The sequence below is a fragment of the Cohnella algarum genome (assembly GCF_016937515.1).
Taxonomy (GTDB): Bacteria; Bacillota; Bacilli; order Paenibacillales; family Paenibacillaceae; genus Cohnella; species Cohnella algarum.
In genome coordinates this window covers 2,545,865-2,563,096 of sequence record NZ_JAFHKM010000002.1, presented here as the reverse complement: position 1 = coordinate 2,563,096, position 17,232 = coordinate 2,545,865, and the positions used below count along the sequence as shown (strand labels likewise).

Genomic DNA, 17,232 nt, shown 5'->3' with positions numbered 1-17,232 from the left:
AGATCGGGCCGGGGCGCATCATCATCCCGTCCAAAGGAGCGTCCCCGGGCGCGAACGGAGCATTTCCGGCCGCGAACGGAGCTTATTTAAGGCCCATCATTTCTTTTAATTCCGCCATTTTCGTCTTGGACAGAGGAACCGACGACTTCACCCGATCGTCCAACACGAGACTGTAGCTGTTGCGGGTGAACGTGACGACCTCTCTTACCTTTTGCAGATTGACGATGTAGGAGCGGTGGCAGCGAAAAAATCCGTACGTCCGCAACCGGTCCTCCAGCTCGTTGATTTTGAACGTCGACGGATACGCTTCTCCGTCGATATAAAGATGGGTCTGGCCCTCGTTGCTTTCGATGTAATCGATCTCCGGCGGGTTGAACAGGATCATTTTCTCGTTCATCCGGGCCGGGATTTTCTCGAACCGCACGAGCTGCTGAACGGACAGTTCTTCCTCCGGAACGTCCGCCTCGGCCTCCCGCCTTTCTTGAATGTCAAATGCTTTCAGCCCTTTTTCGTCGAGACGGTATACCTTGTCCGTCATGCCGAGGGCGGTTTCCATGCTGCCGGTCAGCACGAGAACGCCCTTGCCGAGTTCGCGCAGCCTGGCGACGATTCTTTGGAGCACGAGCCTCGTTTCGTTGTCGACGTTTTGATCCGGCTCCTCGAACACGAATAGGCTCGGGTCCTGCAACAGGATCCGGGCAAATTGAACCCTTCTTTTCTCCGACGGGTTCAATTGCGAAATACGCGTCCTGGCCTTCGTCTCCAGCTTTGTCGAACGGATCGTGTCCTCGACGTCCAAAGCGGACCCGTACAATTTTTTGCAGAAAAAAAAGTATTCCTTTACCGTGAGCCGTTCGTAAAGCCCCTCGTTTAAAAATAAAAAGCCGATTTGCGAAAAATACCGCTTTCGATTGCCGGCGCAGGTCTCCCCGTTTACCCGGATCTCTCCGCTCGAAACGGGCAGCTTGCCCGCCAGATTCGCCAGCAGCGCATGGCGCACGTTCATGCTCGTATACAACGCCGTCACATCGTGCGGCCCCACTTCCAGTTGAAACGCGGGAAATACAAGCGTATGCTCCGCAAAACTCTCCAATCCGCGGATTTCGAGCAAATTCACGACATCACCCAATCTGTCCGTTGTTCCAATTTCGTATGTTCGGTTGGACTTGTCTATTATACAACACGAAAAACGGCAGGAGCTTCCCCCTGCCGTCGCATGAACGCGTTCGATTACAGCTGCTCGTTTTCCAGCGGGATCGCAACCGGATCGAGCAGCCATGTTCCGTCTCTTTTTTCGGCGTCGTTGGCCATGACCGAACGGACTTTAACGGTCTGTCCGGCCACTTGAACCTCGGTAACCGCTTCGAACAGGATTGTCGCTCTGTTCGTATCGTAGTAGTCGGCGACCACAAACTTTTCGATCGTCATTTTGGAATCGGAGGTGTCGAACAGCTGCCGGATTTGGGCCGACGCCGCCTCTTTCATTCCGGCATCGTCCAAATGCATCGTAGCCAGGTAATCGTCCAGGTTTTCTTCCTGGAGGGCCTGAATTTGCCGATCCAGAACCGCCCTCAACGCCGTCGCTTCCTCTGCCGGGACGTCGGCGGCTTGCTCGAACAGCTCCGGAACGTTCGTTGCGACGAAGTTAACGACCTGGAGATTGTAAATTCTCCACTCTCCGTTCGCCGCGGGGCGCAGCGTATAGACGTAATTTACCCGAGCGTCGGGCGAAAAGCCCGTTCCTCCTGTTTTAACGTTCTCCTCCGCGGTTTCAAGCACCGTCTCCTCCGCCGAATAGGACACGATCTTTTTCTCCAAAATGGTCGTCTTCGTTCGAAGCCGATCCCACGTTGCCGCAAGTTCCTCGCTATAGTCTTCCCTTAACGGAGAATCGTCCGAAAAAAGCGCGATCGTCGCGTCGTAATCCCATGCCTCTTCGGCGGCCTGCATCTTGTCCAGCAAAGCGAACACCGCGGCCTCCTGCTCGGCCGTCGGCCCGCCGTCGACGATGACGACCGTTTTCGCGGCTGCGTCCCAAGCGACATCCTTGCCGGACAGCGTCGCGATAAACCGGACGCCAACGAGCGTGCGGCCTTTTTCAATTCGGAGCTGGTTATCGATCGGAACGGCGCTGCCGTCTACGAACGCGGCATCCGCGCCGACCGTCATTTCGATGGTCCGGCCGCTCGACGTTGCCGTGATTTTTTTGATCCCGGCGTCATAAGCCACCTCGTACCCCAGCGCCACGAACAGCGAACGGAATTCGACGAACGTCTTGCCTTCGATAGCGGCCGGTGCCACGGCAAATTGAACGGGCTCGCCGTTCAGCAGCACCTGGATCGGTTTTTGCTGCGCGGCCGCTCCGGCCGTTCCCGCGTACGCAAACAGCATCGCGGCTGATGCAATCGTTGCCAAAAATCGTTTCAACCTGACACTTCCCTTCTTCCTTTTAGATGAAATAATGGATATGCAAGTGTGTGCATTTCTATTTTAGACCAGCCCTGTCGAGAAATTTGTCATAATTTGTAGAACTAAATACCGAAATATCCCCGCTTCATCGCTTCAATTTCTATGAGTTTAAGCTTATAATCGATTGCCGCTTGTTTACGCTGCATTACAGCCTTATGATAACTTAACGCGGCTTTGTCCCGCTCCGTCTGGGAAATTAGCCCGAGATCCCATTTCTTTTCCGCCAACAGATTTTCGTTGCGCGCAGCTTTCTCCTGCTCTAATAACTGCTTTCCCTTCGCATAAGACTGCTCCGCTTCCATATGGGCGGCAACCAATATGCGGTACAATTCCTGATACAGCTGATCCCGTTTTTGAACGGCCGCATTTTTTTCCGCTTCTTTTTGCATCCGCGTGTGAAAGCTTTCCGAAGCTGCGGCCTTTTCCGCGTATTCGGCCGATTTGACATCCTCCTGGGCCAGCCGATAAGCATAAGAGTTTACCAACCATGAGCGGTAATCGGCCGGAAAGGAGAGTTCCCGGAATTCCTCTTCCGCTTCGGCTACCAGCTCTACGTCGCTAGAGTCCCAATTCATTTGAAAGGCCAGTTGCCCAAGCAACGACGCGTATTGGGCTTGCAACAAATGCAGTTCCAGCTCCTTCTGGTCTGCTGCAGCAGCCGCACGATCGACCGCCATTTGATCCGACAGCCCTTTTTCCTTAAGGAGGCTGATCCTGACCCATTCATTGTTCAAGTATGCAGTCTCTTCTTTCGAAAAAGCGAGTTGTTCCTTCACGCTCACAATCTGATAAAACAGAGTTGTCAAATAAAGCTCGATCGCCTCTGTTTCGGCTTCCTGCTGCAGATTGGTCTTCCCTTTTTGAATGTCGATTTCGTCGATCAGCGAAAGCAATTGCTTCCTTTGTTCGCTCAGCTGCTTGGCCGTTTGTTCGCCTTGGGCCTTGATGATCTCATTAAGCGTTGAATTAATCTGCACCTGAGTCAGTACGATTCGAAGCCATTCTTCCTCGCTCAGACTTCCGTCGTTCGGCATACCGGCCGCTATCGTTCCCGGATCTGTCGGCAACAGCGAAAAGTTTCCGGCCTGGTCGATTTCTTTGATATCGTCCTCGGCATCCATCTTCTGATACTGCAGCATTTGAACCGTATAACGCAGCAGTTGCAAATTGCGGCTTCCCTTGATTCCGGTCTCAACGACTTCATCAAGCGTCACTTTAACGGGAGGCGTAGCGAGGAAAGGGGTTTCCGCGTAGCTTGTCGCGCCAAATGAAATAACCAAGCAAACCAAAATGACAATGGAAAAACGAATCCTGTTTTTCACCATTTGGAGCTCCTTTATTATTCTCGCAAATCCAGCTTCTCGAGCAGAAAATACAAGATTTTCTGGGATTCCGTTACGACGTACGCTTCACAAATCATGCCGACCTTAATGGAGGCTTCCTCGCCCTTATAGCTGTATAACGGCTTGTTTTCGATCGTCGCCTCGACGGCATAGTAACTTTGACCGTCCGCCTGGTTGTAGCTTGCATCGGTGCTGATCTTCGTGATTGTCCCTTCCAGCTCGCCGTATTCCTTGTACGGAAGCGCAGGGAAGTGATATTTGATCGGATCGCCGACGCGAATATCGGCAATATCTTTATTTTGCACAGTAAGACGAATCGTAAATTGAGAATCGTTCTCCGGAATGATCGTTAAAACCTCGGTTCCGGAAGCAACCAAGTCCCCCTCGTTAACTTCCGAAACAACATTGACGATTCCGCCTATCGGCGCTTCGATAACATAGTCGTTCACCCCGAGTTCCGTCTGTTCGACCTGATCTCGAAGGTTTCGCAATTGGTCTTCTACGGCTTGAATCGAAGCTCCGATTTCCACCAGCTTATCTTGCTCGAACTTGCCGACCGCCGCTTCAAGCTGCCGCTTCCCTGCCTTTGCTACCTCGGAATCGTAATCCTTTTTGGCCAATACGGCTTCGAGATCCGCCAACTTCTTCTCCGCATTGTAAATTTCGGTCTCCAGTGCCGTAATCGTTTCGTTTCGGTAACGTTCCAATTCCAATTTGGCGCTCTCTAAAGCTTTCCATTCATTTTCGATTTGCCGAGCAGGGACCAGGTCGATTCCGAGCGTCATTGAAGTTTCGTATTGGTTTTGCTTCTCCGACACGACCTCCTCCAGTTGTTTAATCTTATAGTTGTATTGAATGTATTGACCGACATATACTCCGCCGGCGCTCTTGAACAAGTTTTTATTTTCCCGAACCGACTGAAGCAGCAGTCCCATTTCTTCAAGTTCCTGAGTCAATTCGGTCTTTTGCTGACGCGTCACCTGCAGGTTGTACTGATTTTCGCCTTGCAGTTTCCGAACGTCCGCTTCGTATTTTTGAATCTCGTTTTGCAACTGTTCGTAATCGAGAAGATATTTTTTGAACTGTTCATAAATTTCCGATCCATGGGCAGCTTCGGGAAATTGATCTTTGCCGGACTGAACGCTCGTCTTAAACCAGCTAAGCTGCCGAAGGTCCGCCTCCTTTTGCTTGATTTGCTCTGCGTATATTTCCTTTTGCTGTTCAAGCGCATCCGCCTTTAGCGACATCAGTCTTTGCCCTTTTTCAACCCGTTGCCCGGCATCGAAGCCGATCGACGCGACCTGTCCGGTCACTTTCGTTTTCACCGTGCTGATCTGCGAATTCGGCCGAACGATGCCTGCCGTTTTGACCACGACATCTCTCTCCCCAAAGTAAGTCCACATCAATGCTGCAGCCAGCAAAGCGATCAAAATATAAATAAAAACCGGAATGACGGGAGACGCTTTCGTTTCCAGAAGCTCCCTGCTGTCGGACAAGTCCTTCAAATCTCTCACAATCACGCTCATGCGTAAACCTTCCCCTGTCTCAATTCGCCGGCAGACTCCGCATTCTCGCGCCGATCTTCATGTTCGGGCAGCTGATCTTTCCACAGCTCGTAATACTTCCCTTTGCGGAGCATCAATTCGTGATGGGTGCCGGTCTCGATAAACTCCCCGTTCTCCATGACAAAAATGCGATCGCAGCGCATAATCGTGCTTAAACGATGGGCGATAATGATCGTGGTTACTTCCCGGCCGATATTTTGAATGGTGTCGGAAATCGCCTTCTCCGTCGTGGAATCGAGATTGCTTGTGGCCTCGTCCATAATAAGGATATCGGGATTTTTAAGAAGCGCTCTGGCAATCGCAAGCCTTTGCCTTTGTCCCCCGGACAAGTTGGCTCCATTCTCTTCCAGCATCGTTTGATAACGAAGAGGAAGCCGGTTAATGAATTCATGCGCCTTCGCCATTTCCGCCGCCTCGATTACCTTCTCGAACGGAATTTCTTCCCGCAAGCCCAGAACCAGATTTTCCCTGATCGTGCCGCTGAAAAAGAAGTTTTCCTGCGGAATATAGGCAATCTTGCTTCGCAAAGCATCGATATTCATGTCCTGGATATTGTAACGATTGACGACGATGTCCCCTTTTTCGTAAGGGTAGAAGTTCATAAGCAGCTTGACGAGCGTCGTTTTGCCTGATCCGCTTTCGCCGACAAACGCAACCTTTTCCCCCGGAGCGATATCCAGATTGATGTTCTTAAGCACTAGCGCCCGGGTTCCGTAGCGAAAATCGACATTCCGAAACTCGATGTCGCCCCGAAGACTTGTTGGAAAAATCTTTTTGTCCTCGTCGGCGGAACGCTCCAGCTCCAGGTCCAAAATCTCGCCCAGACGATTGGAAGCGACTACGGCCGTCTGCATCATCGGCTGAAGATTAATAATATTCTGTATCGGTTGAAGGAAGTAGGCGAGCAGAGCGTTGTATGTAATGAGCTGACCGACACTCATTTGCCCTTGCATAACCTGATAGGATCCGATCCATAAAATGACCACGCCGCCAACCAGCTCGACAAAGCCTTTGAAGGAGCTTTGCAAATTATTGATCCAGCCGAACTTGAACAGCGTACGCAGAAGTCGGACAAACTTCTTTTCCGTCTCGTAGTCGGACTGCCATTCGGCGTTATAGGCTTTGACGGTTTCAATACCGTTGATAGACTCGACAATATAGGAAGTAAGCTGCGCGTTTTCTTCCATCTGCTTTTCGTTGACCGTTTTGAACGGTTTATGGAATACCCAGACGATGGCGACGTACAGTGGAACGAGCGCTGCCGTAATCCCGAACAGAAACGGACTTTGGGAATACAGAATCGCCCCGCCGACAACAACCATCAGCGTATCGATCATCATCGTCAGCGTCGCGCCCGATATCGCTTCCCGCACCTTGGAAGCATCCATCAGACGCGAAATGATCTCGCCGACCTTGCGAGTACTGAAAAAGTTCATCGGAAGCCCGAGTACATGCTGGTAATAGCCAAGAATGAGGCTTAAGTCGAGCTTCTGGCTAAGATAAAGCAGGAGATGGGACCGGAATGCGTTCAGAATGATTTTAAACAGATAAAGGGCGATAATGCCGATCGAGACGATATGCAAGGTTTTTTCCAGTGCATAGGGGAGAATATCGTCCATTAAAAACTTGAAATAAAACGCTCCGAGTATCCCGAGCACGGTAAAAAGAACGGAGGCGAAAAAAATATGGACAAGCAGCTTTTTTTGCGGCTTGAGCAAGCCGAAGAACCGCGAAAAAAGCCCCTTTGTCTCGTCTCCTTTCTTGAACTGGGGAGTCGGAACCATCAATATAAGAACCCCCGTCCAGATCTTGAAGAAATCATCCGGGGGATATTTGACAATGCCTTTGGCCGGATCGGCAACTATCACTTGTTTCTTGGAAATCTTATGTATGACGACATAATGCAGCAGCGACTGGTCGATGACGACATGGGCAATCGCAGGCAGGGGAAAATCACTGAAGAAGGCCTCTTTGTCGCCTTTGACTCCCTTGGCTGTAAAACCGAGTTTTTCGGCGGCCTTGATGAGGCCGAGGGCGTTGGTTCCTTGGAGGTCGGTGCCGGCGATTTCCCTGATTCGCGATAAATGAATTTGTCGTCCGTACTGTTTCGTTACTACGGCAATGCATGCGACTCCGCAATCTTTTATATCATTCTGTTTGATAACGGTATACTTTTTGTGAAAAGCCATTAAAACACACTTCCTGTGTTTTTGATTATTGATACACGATTAAGGATGTTATAAGCATGAGTATGGTCAGCATAGAAGAAGCTAAAAATACTTTTTTTGTTTTATTTAAAATTTTGTTTTGCTGGTATTCCCGAATTTAAATTTAATAGATTAATTATTTTTGAGATAAAACTCCAATAATACTCGTCAATTAAATAGAACCCGTAGTCGAAAGAACTCACTCCATTTTTTCACCCCTTTCTCAAAAGCAAGTCTCTCAGACTTCACAATTCCGCTTCACATCTTAATAACTAATATTAATCCGGAACAAATAACAGAAAAGTACACTCTCCAAAGCTGAACTTTTTCAGGTTGTTGGGTTATTTTATTTAGCTCAGCAACTATAAAAAGATTTAGCATAACAACCACGCCCAACACTAAAATTGTCGTATCCGTAAATGTTGGGATATAATAGATAAAACTAAGAACCGAAAAAATTAATGTTATAATTAAACAAAATATGATTGTTTTTTTTCATAAAGTTCACCTGAATTTTGATATTTGTAGTTTACGGTTTGATAATTCGGCAGGTTACGAAACGGCACGATTTATGTTAGATTTTTTTAATTTTTTTCGAATAGAAGCGACATTTTCAAAGCGAATGCTCTTATTTAATTCAATTCTTATCATCTATATTGACCTCATAAGTTAGTTTTTATCATACTAGATAAAGAGGACCAGGCTACCTAGTCCTCTTTTTGTTTAATCAAGGAGTTGGAGCTAATGCTCCAAACGACATTCCAATTCCTGCGCTTGCCATCATGGAGTCTCTCATAACAGAATTAAAGCTGCTTGTAGAAGTATTTCCTGTTAGTCTTCCTGTTGTGTAGGCAACCATTCCGACACCAACTCCGATAAGACCACCGATTACACCGCCAGCGATTGCACCTAAAAGGCCTCCCCCGTCAACTTCTTTCAATTCCTGTTCATTAAGTTCAATAAATTGAGTCATGTTTTATCCCCTTTCTTAGGCACGAAATAAACGATAAATCCAATTTTAGTGAATTTATATAATTCATTATTTTGGAGTTCCGGCCAATAGTTTAACAAAATAGTATCAATCCCCGCCACAAACACAATTGATAAAATAATTGTAAGAAGTACGCCGACCTTTTTAACAATACGCTTTCGAATATGAAACTTGGCTTCGATAACAAAATCCAAGATCACAAGAGCAATAATTATGATAGAAATGTTAATTAATGTTTGTATCATCGAATTTTAATGTGCTGCATCCCAAATTAGGTCTCCTACGTAAGCTCCTATTCCTCCGCCTACAACGGTCCCAATTCGCCCTCCAATCACCCCTCCAACAGGACCGCCTATTGCCGCTCCAGCTGCCGCTCCCAAAGCACCCATTCCACCAGTAAATGCGTAGTAAGCAACGCTTGACCAAAATCCTCCTCCGTCAACTTCCAATAATTCTTCTTTGGAGAGATCATAAAAACCTACAGCTGTCATTAAACACGACCTCCCTCAATAAATTAATCTTTTCTCCGTTTTTCTCGCATTTTCTCAGGATTTCAACTTTGACATCCGAGGCTCCCTTGGATAAGATTTGACGCGGAGCGAATATTTGGGATCGACCTGTTGGCGGGAATAGAGGTGGGGACCACCCCGCTTTTTGAAAGCCGTATGGTCGCATATGGATCTCCACATGTGCCCTTGCGGTTTACCCTCCCATATCTCCCTGGGTCGTTGCCCTTACATTCCTTCGTTCTACCTCTCAAGGGGTGGAGGCCAGGTTAGCTCCTTTACGGGGTCGTTGCCCTAATGGAATCGATTACTCCCAGCCTATCCGTGCTTCGTTTGTCAAAGATCAACATGTGTGTAAGCGATGAAACCAAAGTGAGTTATCCATCTGTGAATGAATTAAGCTGCCGCTTGCAATTGAGCCTCCCGATGGGGGCCGAGTACTTTGCTGACGTCATAGTTCTTCTGTTTACGGCCTAGCTCAAACATGACTCGAATGAGCTTGCTCGAAATCGCAATCATCGACTGCTTTTTTTTCAGCGGATTATCCCGGCGCGTCGTGAAGTACAGGTGCAGTGCGCGGAACTCCGGATTTTTGGCAACCAAGGTCAATGCCGCCCGGTACAGCAAAGCCCGGAGACGACAACGACCTCGCTTGCTGATGGTCGTTTCCCCTTTGTGAAGCCCGGAGCTGTTTTCTCGCAGGCTGAGACCGGCGTGACGAACGATTTGCCTGCTGTGATCGTAGCCGCTCAAGTCTCCGACTTCCGCCAGGAATCCTGCCACAGTGATGAGGCCGATACACGGAATGCTCATCATGTGGGTGGCGCCCGGAATCTGTTCCACCAGATCCGCCACATGCTCCATCAGTTGTTCGATCTGCCTGCACAGCATGGCGTACTGTTCCAAATACATGGCTAGCTCATGTTTGGCCGCCGTAGCGCCTTCCGTGAGGCCGATGGACGTTTGGGCTTTCCGGTAGAGCAGTCCCGCTCTCTTGGGGCCCACAGCTCGTTTCACATCGTTCTTCTTCCAAGTCGCCACGACTGTCGTTTCGCCGGCGGAGACGACGTCTTGTGGCAGCGGAAAGTGTTGCAACGTAATGAGCGAGGCCTTGCCTTCCCAGTCTTTAAACACTTGCCTATATTCGGGAAAGAAGCGATCCAGCCAATTGTGGATTCTTCCTTTCACCCGATTCAAATCCCCGCATAGACGGTCACGCTGGTTCATCAGTACACGCAGGTCGGCGTAAACACCCTCCGGCAGCTGCGGCTGTGTATAGCGTCCGTCGATGACGAGTTTGGCGACGACCTTCGCATCTTTGATGTCGTTCTTGGTCGGCGAGTTGTCGTCGAGTTCCTTGCTTTTCTTGACGTGATGCGGATTCACGAGCACCACTTCGATGCTGCGCTGCTTCAGGAAGTGAAACAGCGGGAACCAGTAGTGCCCGGTGGGCTCTACGCCAAGTAGTACGTCCGTCAGTCCATGTTCTTGCTGGATGGATTCGGCCCAGGCCAACAAGTCCAGTAGGCCATTCTCGTCGTTCTGGAACAGGCAACGCTTACCGAGCTCAATGCCACGGTAGGTGAAGGCCCGAGCGACATGGTTGTGCTTCGCGATATCCGTCCCGATGACCAATGTTGTTTCAGAAATTCTCGAAATCCGTTGATTTTGCTTGCTCGATTGGTTAAACTTCATAGTGAGCGTCCTCCTCTTAATTAGGGCAGTGAATGTGCACCATTCCGAGACCCAGCATACAGGAGGCGCTTTTTGTTTTGCAAACCGCATTTTAATTCATTACAGGAATGGCTCCTTATTTTATAGAGCCACTTCTAAAATAGTGAATTTAATCTATTAATGGTAGTTCTAAATTTTTTGGATCTTTTTGGCGCGAATTCTTATCTACAAACAGCCTGATCTTCTTGTTTATCTTCCTACTCCACGCGTTTCGACCTTACGAACTGCTTCTCTCGAATTTGAAACCTCCAATTTCCGGAGAATGCTGTTAATTTGATTCTTTATCGTACTAGCTGACTTAAAAAGTTTCTTTTCAATCTCGGAGCGGGTATACCCTTGGTGCAATAATTCAAATATTTCTTGTTCGGATGCAGACAAACGTGAAAGTAGTTCCTTTTTCCGCAGCTCCCCGTATTCCTCAGCCAATATGGCATGCGGATTGAAAACATCCAATGCGGCACGGATAATTTCGGGCAATTGCCGGTACCTGGTTTTTGGAACAAAATCAATCGCCCCTGCCGCAAACGCACGAAGAATTATGTCTTTATCTCGGCGGGATGACATCATAATGATTTTCACTTTAAGCGACTCCAGAATTTCAATAGTAGCCTGAATGCCGTCATCTAATTGGTCCGACAGAACGACATCCATTAAAATCAAGTCTAGAGGCTTCAGTAGTATCATTTGCAAGGCTTCGGCACGGCTGGCAGCGGTTCCTGTAACGTTCATATCGGGCTGGGAATTTAAGTAGCGAGACAACGCCAGCAGGAACAGCGGATCATCCTCGACGATCCCAATACGAATAGGCATATCGCTCAAATGCAATGACTTCCTTTCCTTCGTATTTCCTGTCGATTCATTCATCTATGGGCGCAGTTACGACGATAATTTTGCTGCACTACTTCAGCCATTATTAAACGAGAACAACGAGTGCCGCAGACCGAACAGTTTCACAACCCGCAGCAGCTAAGTTTCGACTTCCAATTGCCAAAAATAGAAATCATGGAAGCATTCAGAAAATATAGTAAATTAGTCATGCGCACATTTTACACCTTTGAATCGCTGTTTTTTGTAATAATTTGTCGAATACCTTAAAATTTAACCAAATATTTTCAGTATGTTGGGAACGGATCCTGGAATTATGACCTTTGGCATGGGAACTGATCGCGGTCGCATCGGAGCCGCCTTTGATTTCCTCAAAATCTGCGGCACAGGAAGGAGCTGCAAGTCAAAACCCGACCGGCGACCGGGTATTCCTCCTCCTCCGACCGGCCATAAGCCCGGATCGGCGGATAGAACTGAGCGCAAGTGCGCTAACGGCTGCCAGACGTCTTCGTCGAATTTCGGGATCAGGAAATTTGCAAAGCGATTTCCTGAAGAAAAAAAACCGCCGGGCGGCGGTTTTTCGGAAGGCGCAAGGGGTTGACGACGGCCAGGGTCGTATCGAGTTCGACACGGACGGGCAATACGAAGCGATCGGGACCAATTGGGGATGGCCGCCGATCGATTTGTGGCGCTTCTACAACCAGCGTTTCATTCATCTCGCTAACATTGTCATATCGGAGCTCCGCAAAACGCCTATTCAATATGCATTCCAACCGTCACGAAAGCCGTTAATAAAGTCGCTTACCCTTCCAAACACGGTGGCCAAAGCGCAAAGAGCAAACGCAACCAGAATCATCCAGCCTATAGCCGGGCGTTTTTGTACGAGTCGATTTAACGAGTCGAAAATCGTTTTTACATTCATCGTTCCAGCCTCCCGTCTCTGATTCGCTGCAAGAAATAAAATCCCGAGGAAATAAAATCCAGAAAACATTTTATACCATTTTTCGATTAGGCAATGTCGGTTAATGTCGAATTTCTCTTAATTTTTTCTACCCTAGTTTTAAAATGAACCGCTTTCTCCTTCTTCCCGTTATTTCTATAATAAAAGTTGTCACGCCATTTCCGAAAAAAAGGAGCGTTGCCACGATGACGATGATCCCGTTGCGAAAGCGCGGCATCGAAGCCAGCCGGATCGCCCTCGGCTGCATGCCGCTCGGCGGCGGCTGGAACCGCGATCCGATCGAGCCCGCGCACGTCAAGGAAGCGCACGAAGCGATCGAGGCCGCCTTGTCGATCGGCGTCAACTTTTTCGATCATGCGGATATTTATACGAGAGGCAAGGCCGAGGCCGTGTTCGGTCAAGTGCTGAAGGAGCGCCCCGGTCTGCGCGAGAGGATGCTGATCCAGTCCAAGTGCGGCATCCGGCTGGAGGACGGACCGGACGAGCCGCAGCGCTACGATTTTTCCAAGGAGCATATTTTGAACAGCGTGGACGGGAGCCTGAAGCGGCTGGGCGTCGAATACCTCGACATCCTGCTGCTGCACCGGCCGGACCCGCTGATGGACCCGGAAGAAGTAGCCGAAGCGCTGACCATCCTGAAGCGGGACGGCAAGGTGCGCGCGTTCGGCGTATCCAATATGAGCGCGGGGCAAATTCGGCTGCTGCAAGCTTCTCTGGACGAGCCGCTGATCGTCAATCAGCTGCAGCTCAGCCTGAAGCATTGCGGCTGGCTCGATCAGGGCGTTCATCTGAACCGCCTCGTGGCGAAGGACGACACGTTCCCGGAAGGCACGCTGGAATATTGCCGCCTGGAGGGCATTCAGTTGCAGGCATGGGGCCCGCTCGACCAGGGGTTGTTTACGGGGCGGAACATCGACGGCGAGAGCGAATCGGTCCAGCAGACCGCGGCGATGGTCGCCCGGCTCGCCGAGCGGAAGGGCACGACGCGGGAAGCGATCGTCCTCGCCTGGCTGCTGAAGCATCCGGCCGGCATTCAGGCGATTATCGGCACGAAAAATCCGGAGCGGATTCGCGCCTGTCAAGACGCCGAGAAGGTCGAACTGTCGCGCGAGGAATGGTACAAATTGTACGTGAGCGCCCGCGGGCAGCGGATTCCTTAAGCCGCCCCGCGATGAAGGGTCCAAGTTGAGTCGCCACGACTCAACTTGATCGTTAGCGGGTGTGCGAAGGCATTCAGATGGGTAAATTTTACTCAACTGCGTACGGTCGCATGCGTTTGGCGGGTTGGGATGAGTCATCACGACTCAACCGAATCGCTGGCGGGCGTGCGGTGGCGGGCAGATGAGTCATTTTTACTCAAGTTCGTGGGGCCATTTGCCCCCTCTGTCAGAATAGTTGTCGTACCCCCAAATTGAATATATAGTGAGGAGAAACGAGGACGAGGTGGAGAACGTGAATCCCGTAACCAAAGAATTCAAGCAAAGCATTGTACAGCGTATGATGCCCCCGTACAACGAGCCGGTCAGTCGGCTTGCTAAGGAAATCGGTCTATCGGAGACGACTTTATTTAAGTGGAAGAAGGCGGCAAAAGCACAAGGTATGATACCCGGTGATGACGTACAGCCCGAACGTTGGAGTACGCAGGAGAAGTTCGCTGTCGTCGTCGAAACCGCAAGTTTGAGCGAAATCGAACTGGCAGAGTATTGTCGGACAAAAGGGCTGTTTGTTGAGCAGGTGGAAGCATGGCGGGATGCGTGTATGCAAGCCAATGGCGGAATCGTCTCGCAAGCGAACAGGCTTCAGAAGGAACTCCGCGAGAAAGAGCAAGAGAACAAGGCATTAAATCGAGAGCTTAAGCGCAAAGAAGCAGCGCTCGCCGAAGCCGCCGCCTTGTTGGTGTTGCGAAAAAAGGCCCAAGCGATCTGGGGGGACCAAGAGGACGAATGATCAGTGCCTCAGATCGCGAGCATGCCCTTACACTGATTCAAGAAGCCGTTGCTGCCGGCGCAAGAGAAGCGGCTGCTTGCCGAGAGCTCGGACTGACTCAGCGAACGCTGCAACGCTGGCGCAAGCAAGGCGGTACCGTAGACGGACGCCCTCACGCCAAACGGCCGACACCCGCTAACAAGCTAAGCGATGCAGAAGAGCAGCAGGTGCTGGAGGTTCTTCAGCAGCCGCCGTACAGGAGCCTGCCGCCAAGCCAGATTGTGCCGGCGCTGGCCGATGAAGGAACCTACATCGCCTCCGAGTCCAGCTTTTACCGGGTGATGCATAAATACAATCAGCAGCACCATCGCGGGCGCAGCAAGAAACGCACCCTTAAACCCATCACCAGCCACGCTGCGAGCGGCCCGAATGAAGTATGGATGTGGGATATCACTTGGTTGCCCGGGCCCGTGAAGGGGTTGTTCTTCTACCTGTATCTCATCCTGGATTTGTACAGCCGTAAAATTGTAGGCTGGGAGATTTGGGAAGAAGAGTCTGCCGAGCATGCCAGTCAATTGATCCGTCGTACGGTCGTGCGAGAGCAATGCGTGATTCGTCGGCAGCCGCTTGTGCTTCACTCGGATAACGGAAGCCCGATGAAGGGGGCCACGTTGCTGGAGACCCTGTACAGTTTGGGCATTACCCCCTCTCGAAGCCGACCACGCGTCAGCAACGACAACCCTTACGCAGAATCGATTTTCCGCACATGCAAGTACCGTCCTGGCTATCCAACGGAAGGCTTTAAGGCCTTGTCAGAGGCGCGTGAATGGGTCATGCGATTTGTTCGCTGGTACAACGAACAACATCGACACAGCGGACTGAATTTTATTACACCTAACCAGCGGCATGAAGGATTAGCACACCAAGTGTTTGAGAAACGCAAGGAGATTTATTTGGCCGCAAAAGCCAGAAACCCTAATCGCTGGTCTGGCACCATTCGCGACTGGAGCCTGAAAGATGAAGTCTGGCTGAATCCTGAAAAAGTGACGCTTATTCCGGCTGCAAAAAAATCGCTATCTTAACATTTACTTTCCCTAAGGAATCGCGACAACTATCTTGACAAATACCGTTTGCGCATGGAGGGTTGAGATGAGTCGCCACGACTCAACTGGATCGGCAGCGGGCGTGCGGTGGCGGGCAGATGAGTCATTTTTACTCAAATGCGTTCGGCTGCATGCGGTTGGCGGTTCAAACGAGCAGCAGCTTTCGCACGGTGAAGAGTTTAAACTAAAAAAGAATCGCTCGGCAGGCCCCGCGCCCGTCCTGGCGATTCTTTTTAATGATCCCGCCTTGGCGGAGAAGGTTTCGTCAGATATTCTCCTCATCGCCGTCCGGCTGCAGCACCGAGTGCTGAGCCGCCGTGTGCAAATCCCGCCACGTCCGGTTGAGCGGGTGATCCTGCCGCAGCGCCGTCATGCCGAGCTGCGGGAACAGCGCCTCCGCCGCGCGGACGGCGGTTCGGGCCGCTTCCCGGCTGCGGCGGCCGACAAGCCGTTCCGCCTCGGGGGAAAGCGCGCCGGCCCGCAAAAAGCCGGCCCATGTCTCGGTCGCCGCCGCATGGAAGCGATCGGCAGCCGCGTCGACCTCCCGCCGCCATTCGGCCAGCGACGACAGCAGCAGCTCCAACTTCCGCGGCTTGACGGCCTCCCAATCGGCTTTGCGCTCGTCCGCAAATCCCGCGCATTCGTCCAGAAAATGCCGGCCGATGCCCAGGACGACGGCGGCGAACGACGTTTGGGCAAACGGCAGAAACGGATACCGGTAAATCGGGTCCGCAAGCCGCGGCGGCTCCATAATGTCGAACGTCATGTCGTCCGGGACGAACGCGTCGTTCACAACGATCGTATGGCTGCCCGTCGCCCTAAGTCCGAAGGCGTTCCAATCGCGAATCACTTCAACCTGCCAGGGCAGAAAAGCGAACGAGCGAACAAGCGGCGGTCTCCCCGCATCGGCCCCACCGGCCCCGTCTGCTTCGCCAACCCTATCCGCCCAGGCTCCACCGGCCCTGCCAGCTCCGTCATCCCTTTCTGCCCAGGCTCCACCGGCCCTGCCAGCTCCGTCATCCCTTTCCGCCCCGGCCCCACCGGCCCCGTCAGCTCCACCTACTCTATCCGCCCCGGCCTCGCCGGCTTCCGCCGCGACAACGACGCAATTCGCCGTAAAGAAGCTCGCGTACAACGCCCCGCTGCAATAGCTCCAGCGCCCCGACACCCGATAGCCTCCTTCCGCGCGCACGGCGCGGCCGGTCGGCAGGCCGCTTCCGGCGATGACCGCCTCGCGCGCCGAAAACAGCTCCCGCGCTCTCTCCTGATCCATCGTCGCCGCGAAAAAACCGCCCCCGGCCCCGATCGTCACCGCCCAGCCGAGCGCCCCGTCGATCCACGCCGCCCGTTCGAACGCGCGGAGCGCCTCGGGCAGCGGCGTCATGGCGCCGTTCATCGATTCCGGCACGAACAGCTTGAACAGCTTTTCCTCATAGATCGCTTCGATCAAATCGGAATCAAGCTCGCCCGCCCTCTCCATCGGCCCGGAGCGTTCCCGCACCGAGCGTATCCAACTGTCGTCCTCCAAAAACACCGGCCTCACCCTTGTCGTTATAATCTGCAAAAAAACAAGCCTTAGCCCAGTATAATACCGGGCCAAGG

The 17,232-nt window shown here is 51.4% G+C and carries 12 protein-coding genes and 1 pseudogene; 3 read left to right on the top strand and 10 right to left on the bottom strand.

Translation table 11 applies throughout. From position 1 onward, the window contains the following. Positions 1–82: 82 nt before the first annotated feature. From JW799_RS11690 to JW799_RS11650, 9 genes are all read right to left on the bottom strand, one after another. The gene (locus tag JW799_RS11690) at positions 83–1,117 is read right to left on the bottom strand and encodes a LytTR family transcriptional regulator DNA-binding domain-containing protein (protein ID WP_205429928.1); all 1,035 of its coding nucleotides are present in this window, start codon (positions 1,115–1,117) and stop codon (positions 83–85) included. A 113-nt stretch (positions 1,118–1,230) separates the two neighbouring features. Further along, the gene (locus JW799_RS11685) at positions 1,231–2,427 is read right to left on the bottom strand and encodes a copper amine oxidase N-terminal domain-containing protein (RefSeq protein ID WP_205429926.1); all 1,197 of its coding nucleotides are present in this window, start codon (positions 2,425–2,427) and stop codon (positions 1,231–1,233) included. A gap of 104 nt (positions 2,428–2,531) precedes the next feature. Then, positions 2,532–3,794, bottom strand: a complete 1,263-nt coding sequence (locus JW799_RS11680; RefSeq protein WP_080833322.1) for a TolC family protein — start codon at positions 3,792–3,794, stop codon at positions 2,532–2,534. Between the two features lie 14 nt (positions 3,795–3,808). After that, positions 3,809–5,338 (bottom strand): beta-barrel domain-containing protein, encoded by a 1,530-nt coding sequence (locus JW799_RS11675; protein WP_080833323.1) that lies wholly within the window; start codon positions 5,336–5,338, stop codon positions 3,809–3,811. Continuing rightward, positions 5,335–7,566: a peptidase domain-containing ABC transporter gene (locus JW799_RS11670; RefSeq protein WP_080833325.1), complete on the bottom strand. Its 2,232-nt coding sequence runs from the start codon at positions 7,564–7,566 to the stop codon at positions 5,335–5,337. Before JW799_RS11670 ends, JW799_RS11675 begins: the two co-directional genes overlap by 4 nt. Positions 7,567–8,311: 745 nt before the next feature. Beyond that, positions 8,312–8,557, bottom strand: a complete 246-nt coding sequence (locus JW799_RS11665) for a class IIb bacteriocin, lactobin A/cerein 7B family (protein WP_139787121.1) — start codon at positions 8,555–8,557, stop codon at positions 8,312–8,314. Positions 8,558–8,826: 269 nt separating this feature from the next. Beyond that, entirely contained in the window at positions 8,827–9,066 is a 240-nt protein-coding gene (locus tag JW799_RS11660) for a bacteriocin (protein WP_139787122.1), read from the bottom strand. Positions 9,067–9,477: 411 nt separating this feature from the next. Further along, positions 9,478–10,776 (bottom strand): IS110 family RNA-guided transposase, encoded by a 1,299-nt coding sequence (locus tag JW799_RS11655; RefSeq protein ID WP_080834646.1) that lies wholly within the window; start codon positions 10,774–10,776, stop codon positions 9,478–9,480. A gap of 228 nt (positions 10,777–11,004) precedes the next feature. Continuing rightward, positions 11,005–11,625 carry a response regulator transcription factor gene (locus JW799_RS11650; RefSeq protein ID WP_240353631.1) on the bottom strand — a complete coding sequence of 207 codons (621 nt, stop codon included), beginning with the start codon at positions 11,623–11,625 and terminating at the stop codon, positions 11,005–11,007. A gap of 569 nt (positions 11,626–12,194) precedes the next feature. Here JW799_RS11650 and JW799_RS29600 point away from each other — a divergent pair. The 3 genes and pseudogenes from JW799_RS29600 to JW799_RS11635 all read left to right on the top strand — a co-directional run. Further along, a pseudogene (locus tag JW799_RS29600) lies at positions 12,195–12,347 on the top strand (IS1380 family transposase); the annotation flags it as partial. A 439-nt stretch (positions 12,348–12,786) separates the two neighbouring features. Then, complete coding sequence (locus JW799_RS11640; RefSeq protein ID WP_205429924.1) at positions 12,787–13,761, top strand: aldo/keto reductase; 975 nt, start codon at positions 12,787–12,789, stop codon at positions 13,759–13,761. Positions 13,762–14,053: 292 nt separating this feature from the next. After that, positions 14,054–15,609 (top strand): IS3 family transposase gene (locus tag JW799_RS11635; RefSeq protein WP_338026352.1). Its coding sequence is split into 2 segments (ribosomal slippage): positions 14,054–14,522 and positions 14,522–15,609, totalling 1,557 coding nucleotides; the frame shifts between segments, so codons are not numbered across the junction. Between the two features lie 286 nt (positions 15,610–15,895). Here the strand turns inward: JW799_RS11635 and JW799_RS11630 are convergent. Continuing rightward, complete coding sequence (locus tag JW799_RS11630; protein WP_205429922.1) at positions 15,896–17,158, bottom strand: acyl-CoA dehydrogenase family protein; 1,263 nt, start codon at positions 17,156–17,158, stop codon at positions 15,896–15,898. Between the last annotated feature and the right edge of the window lie 74 nt (positions 17,159–17,232).